This is a genomic window from uncultured Subdoligranulum sp., from assembly GCF_937890665.1.
In genome coordinates, this window is sequence record NZ_CALADU010000278.1 from 1 (window position 1) to 3,699 (window position 3,699).

At 57.3% G+C, this 3,699-nt stretch carries 5 protein-coding genes; 4 read left to right on the plus strand and 1 reads right to left on the minus strand.

What is annotated here, in order from left to right:
* The 4 genes from Q0526_RS15790 to Q0526_RS15805 all read left to right on the plus strand — a co-directional run.
* On the plus strand, positions 1-454 hold a 454-nt coding region (locus tag Q0526_RS15790; RefSeq protein ID WP_298735685.1), incomplete at its 5' end, for a glucose PTS transporter subunit EIIB.
* Between the two features lie 192 nt (positions 455-646).
* On the plus strand, positions 647-1,375 hold the full coding sequence (gene nagB / locus Q0526_RS15795; RefSeq protein ID WP_298735687.1) for a glucosamine-6-phosphate deaminase: 729 nt from the start codon (positions 647-649) through the stop codon (positions 1,373-1,375).
* Positions 1,376-1,394: 19 nt separating this feature from the next.
* Positions 1,395-2,525, plus strand: a complete 1,131-nt coding sequence (nagA, locus tag Q0526_RS15800; RefSeq protein ID WP_298735690.1) for an N-acetylglucosamine-6-phosphate deacetylase — start codon at positions 1,395-1,397, stop codon at positions 2,523-2,525.
* 104 nt (positions 2,526-2,629) lie between these two features.
* Positions 2,630-2,881 (plus strand): IreB family regulatory phosphoprotein, encoded by a 252-nt coding sequence (locus Q0526_RS15805; protein WP_007047260.1) that lies wholly within the window; start codon positions 2,630-2,632, stop codon positions 2,879-2,881.
* Between the two features lie 69 nt (positions 2,882-2,950).
* On the opposite strand, the gene Q0526_RS15810 is transcribed toward Q0526_RS15805, so the two are convergent.
* The coding region (locus Q0526_RS15810) for a methionine gamma-lyase family protein (protein WP_298735693.1) at positions 2,951-3,699 on the minus strand (749 nt) is incomplete at its 5' end.

Consider the following 3,699-nt stretch of genomic DNA (forward strand, 5'->3'; position numbering starts at 1 on the left):
CTTCATGTTCTCTGCCGGTGCCACTGACCTGGTCTTCTCCGCTTCTCTGCCGGCCCATGCCAACACTTGGATGATCCTGCCTTTGGGCCTTGCTGCTTTCGTCGTCTTCTACGTCGTCTTCCGCTTCGCCATCACCAAGTTCAACCTGGTGACCCCGGGCCGTGAGGATGAGGATGCCGAGGCTGCTGAAGCCAACATCCAGCTGGCCAACAATGACTTCACCACCATCGCCAGCGGCGTTCTGGCTGCTGTGGGCGGTAAGGCCAACGTGGCGAACGTGGACTACTGCGCCACTCGCCTGCGCTTCGAAGTCAAGGACAGCACTGCTGTGAACGAAAAGGCCGTTAAGGCTGCCGGTGCTGCCGGTGTCATTCGTCCCAGCAAGAATGCCTGCCAGGTCGTTATCGGCCCCAAGGTCCAGTTTGTCTACGACGAATTGAAGAAGATGCTGTAAGGATTCCCCTTACAGCGCCGAGATAAAGGTTCTGGTTCCCTTTATCACCTCCGCCGGGGGCGGGCGCAAAGCCTGTCCCCGGTATTTATTTTCAGAAAAAACACGGTTGTGTTCCCTTTGGCACCGTTTCCGTGTTATAATAGCATCTATCCCACAGGACTTCTCCCCTACAATCATCTGGAGGTTTTTCTCATGAAAATTATCCGTGCAAAAGATTACTACGACATGTCCCGCAAAGCGGCCAACATCATTTCGGCTCAGGTCATTATGAAACCCAACTGCGTGCTGGGTCTTGCTACCGGCGGTACTCCCGTAGGCACCTACAAGCAGCTGGTGGAGTGGTACAACAAGGGCGATCTGGATTTTTCGGAAGTAACGACCGTCAATTTGGACGAGTACCGCGGCCTGCCCCGGGAACATGCCGAAAGCTACTGGAGCTTTATGCACCGCAACCTCTTCGATCTGGTCAACATCAACCCCGCTTCCATCAACCTACCCGACGGCACCAACATGGATGCCGAGGCGGAATGCGCCCGCTATGACTACATCATTAAGCGGGTAGGCGGCATCGACCTGCAGTTGCTGGGCATCGGCCACGACGGCCACATCGGCTTCAACGAGCCGGGCGAGGCTTTCGAGCTGGGCACCCACTGCGTGGACCTGAAGCCCGAAACCATCGAAGCCAACAAGCGCTTCTTTGAGGGCAACGAGGATCTGGTACCGAAACAGGCTTACACCATGGGCATTAAGACCATCATGCAGGCCCGCAAAGTGCTGATGGTTGCCAACGGCAAGGACAAGGCCGAGATTGTCAAGAAGGCCTTCTTCGGCCCCGTGACCCCCGAGGTTCCGGCCAGCATCCTGCAGATGCACCCCGATTTCATTCTGGTGGGCGACGAGGAGGCCCTGAGCCTGATCTAAGGGCAGGAGGTGCAAACCTATGATTATCCGCAATGCAAAGGTATTTTCCGACGGGTGCCGGTTTGTAGAAAAGGATCTGGTGATCCGGGACGGTCGCATCGTCTTTGGCGCCGCCCCCCAGCCCGGGGAAGAAATTCTTGACGCGCAGGGTGCCTATGCCCTGCCGGGTCTGGTAGACATTCACTTCCACGGCGCGGTTGGCCACGATTTCTGCGACGCCGACGAGGCCGGTCTGCAGGCGATCGCTGACTTTGAGGCCAGCAAAGGTGTGCTGGCCATCTGCCCCGCTACCATGACTTTCAACGAGGAGATCCTCAACGGCATCATGGATGTAGCAGCGGCTCATAAAAATGACCGCGGCGCCGATCTGGTGGGCATCAATATGGAAGGGCCCTACATCAGCCCTGACAAAGTGGGCGCCCAGAATCCTAAATATGTGATGGCTGCCGACGCCGGTATGTTCCGCCGTTTGCAGGCTCGCAGCGGCGGGTTGATCCGGTTGGTGGACATTGCCCCCGAAGTCCCGGGCAATCTGGACTTCATCAAGGAATGCCACAATGAGGTCCGAATCTCTATTGCGCATACCTGCGTGGACTATGAGACCGCCAAAGAGGCGTTCGCCGCCGGTGCGTCCCACATGACCCACCTGTACAACGCTATGCCCGGCATCACCCACCGTGCCCCCGGCCCCATAATCGCCGCTTTGGAAGAAGGCGCCGAGGTGGAGCTGATCACCGATGGCGTACACATTCATCCCGCCATGGTGCGCTTTACTTTCCGCACCTTCGGGGACGAGCATGTGATTCTAATTGCCGACAGCATGATGGCCTGCGGCCTGCCGGACGGCGAATACTCCTTGGGTGGACAAGCTGTAACGGTACGCGGCCCGCGTGCTACCCTGACTGAGCATCCCGGCACCATTGCCGGCAGCGCCACCTGCCTGTACGACTGCATGAAGCACGCCGTATTGGATATGGATGTGCCGCTGGTCAGCGCAGTACGTGCCGCTTCTTTGAATCCTGCACGCAGCATTGGCATCGACGCCGACTACGGCAGTCTGGAACCCGGCCGTTGGGGCAATGTGATTTTGGCGGACCACCAGCTCAACATTCAGAAGGTCATCCGCAAGGGCGAAGTCATTGTTGGCTGACAGTATTCAGAAATTTGTATAAAAATTTGCCGGCAAGGCATTGCAAATTGTGTGCACTTTTGTTATAATATACGTGATATTACGCTGAGAAAGGGGAACTGGATATGCCGATCTCTGAGCCGACTGCTGTATTTTCCATTCGTGATGACCGCGATATGGAGATCAAACAGGCAGTTCTGCAGGTCTATCGCGCGCTGGAAGAGAAGGGCTACAACCCCATCAACCAGCTGGTAGGCTACATCCTGTCTGAGGATCCGACCTATATCACGACCTACAAAAATGCACGCGCTATCATTCGCCGCATTGATCGCGATGATCTGCTGCAAGCTTTGGTGCGCGATTACGTCAAAGGGTAACATCCTCTAAAGCAAAATCCCGTGTGCTGCAAGGCACACGGGATTTTTTTGTTCTTTTATATAAGCGGCTCAAGCAAAGAAGGCGTTCTGCACCGCATTGAGCACAGCCGCACGGCCTGCGGTGAAGTTCACGCCGCCCTGCAGATAGCAGGTGTAAGGTGCCCGCAGCGGGCCGTCACAGGAGATCTCAATGGTGCTGCCCTCGGTAAAGCTGCCAGACGCCATGACCACCTTATCGGTATAGCCGGGTTCATCGGCCGGTTCCGGCGAGGCAAAGCTGTCGATGGGACTATTGTGCTGGATTCCCGCGCAGAAGCCGGTCAGGGCTGCCGCACTGCCCGAATCGAAGCAGGTCACAATGTCGTTGTGATCTTCGGTGTAGCGGGGCACCGGATGGACCCCCGCCAGCTCGATCAGACACTGGGCGTAGATGGCCGTTTTGAGTGCCTCGCACACAACACCCGGGGCGTAATAGAAGCCCAGAAAAGTGTCCCGCAGGCTGTCCTGCGTGCATCCCAGATCAGCGCCGATGCCGGGGGCCGTAAAGCGATGGCTGCACTTCTCTACCAGATCCGCGCGGCCCGCGATGTATCCGCCCGTGGGCGTAATACCGCCGCCGGGATTCTTGATAAAACTGCCAGCCATCAGGTCAGCTCCCACGGCCAACGGTTCTTGAATCTGGGTGAATTCCCCGTAGCAGTTGTCCACAAAGATCACCGCTTTGGGGTTGGCCGCACGGGCGGTTTCGGCCACCTTGCGAATCGTCTCCAGATCGAAGGCGTTGCGCTGGGTATAGCCCCGGCTGCGCTGGATGTGTA